This window comes from Streptomyces sp. T39 (genome assembly GCF_008042045.1).
Classification (GTDB): Bacteria; Actinomycetota; Actinomycetes; order Streptomycetales; family Streptomycetaceae; genus Streptomyces.
This window is the reverse complement of record NZ_RDBP01000029.1, coordinates 86,697-87,933: the sequence shown is the minus strand read 5'-3', so window position 1 is coordinate 87,933 and position 1,237 is coordinate 86,697. Positions and strand designations below refer to the sequence as shown.

Here is a 1,237-nt window from a genome sequence, read left to right as displayed (position 1 = left end):
ACCGCAGGCTGCCCGCCCACTACAACCGCGAGACGACCGCAGGCTGCCCGCCCACTACAACCGCGAGACGGTCACGCTGGAGGACTACCGGCTCCGCTACGGCCTGTACAAGTCGGACCCGGACCTGATGGCCGCGCACGCCGCCCATCCGTTCGTCGTCACCTGGGACGACCACGAGACCGAGAACAACTACGCGGGCGGGACCCCCGAGAACGACGTGCCGCCGGAGGAGTTCCTGCTGCGCCGGGCGGCGGCCTACCGCGCCTACTGGGAGAACCAGCCGCTGCGGACGCCGCAGCGGCCCACCGGCCCCGACATGCGGCTCCACCGCCGCCTCCACTTCGGCCGCCTCGCGCAGTTCGACGTGCTCGACACCCGGCAGTACCGCTCGGACCAGGCGTACGGCGACAAGGCCCACGTCCCCGGGCCGGAGTCCGAGGACCCGTCGCGCACCATGCTCGGGGCCGCGCAGGAGCGGTGGCTCACCGACGGCTGGAAGGCGTCCGAAGCCACCTGGAACGTCGTGCCGCAGCAGGTCAACTTCTCGCGGCGCAGGCTCGACCTGAACGTGCCGGCCAAGGTGAGCATGGACGCGTGGGACGGCTACCCGGCGGCCCGTGAGCGCTTCCTGGACGGCGCCGAGGCCGCGGGCGTCGAGAACCTGCTGGTCCTCACCGGCGACGTGCACGTCGGGTACGCGTACGACATCAAGCGCGACTGGGACGCCCCGGACGCCCGCGTGGTCGGCACCGAGATCGTCGCCACCTCCATATCCAGCGGCAAGGACGGCGCCGAGCGGCCGGCCACCTGGGAGACGTACACCCGGGCCAACCCGCACCTGAAGTTCTACGACGGGCGGCGCGGCTATGTGACCGTCACGCTCGACGAGCGGCAGGCCCGCGCCGACTTCCGGACGCTGGACTTCGTCACGAGGCCGGGCGGTTCGGTCTCCACGGCTGCCTCGTTCACGACCGCGGCGGMGGAGCCGCATGTCGGGGCCGGTGGGCCGCTGCGGCGTCCGCAGCGGCTGGTTCTCCCAGTAGGCGCGGTAGGCCGCCGCCCGGCGCAGCAGGAACTCCTCCGGCGGCACGTCGTTCTCGGGGGTCCCGCCCGCGTAGTTGTTCTCGGTCTCGTGGTCGTCCCAGGTGACGACGAACGGATGGGCGGCGTGCGCGGCCATCAGGTCCGGGTCCGACTTGTACAGGCCGTAGCGGAGCCGGTAGTCCTCCAGCGTGAC

General features: G+C 72.2%; 2 pseudogenes. One reads left to right on the top strand and one right to left on the bottom strand.

Annotated features, from left to right (window positions below):
- Positions 1-988 (top strand): annotated as a pseudogene (locus EAO77_RS21045) (alkaline phosphatase D family protein); the annotation flags it as partial.
- Between the two features lie 45 nt (positions 989-1,033).
- On the opposite strand, the pseudogene EAO77_RS41405 reads toward EAO77_RS21045, so the two are convergent.
- Positions 1,034-1,183: pseudogene (locus tag EAO77_RS41405) on the bottom strand (alkaline phosphatase D family protein); the annotation flags it as partial.
- Positions 1,184-1,237 lie beyond the last annotated feature (54 nt).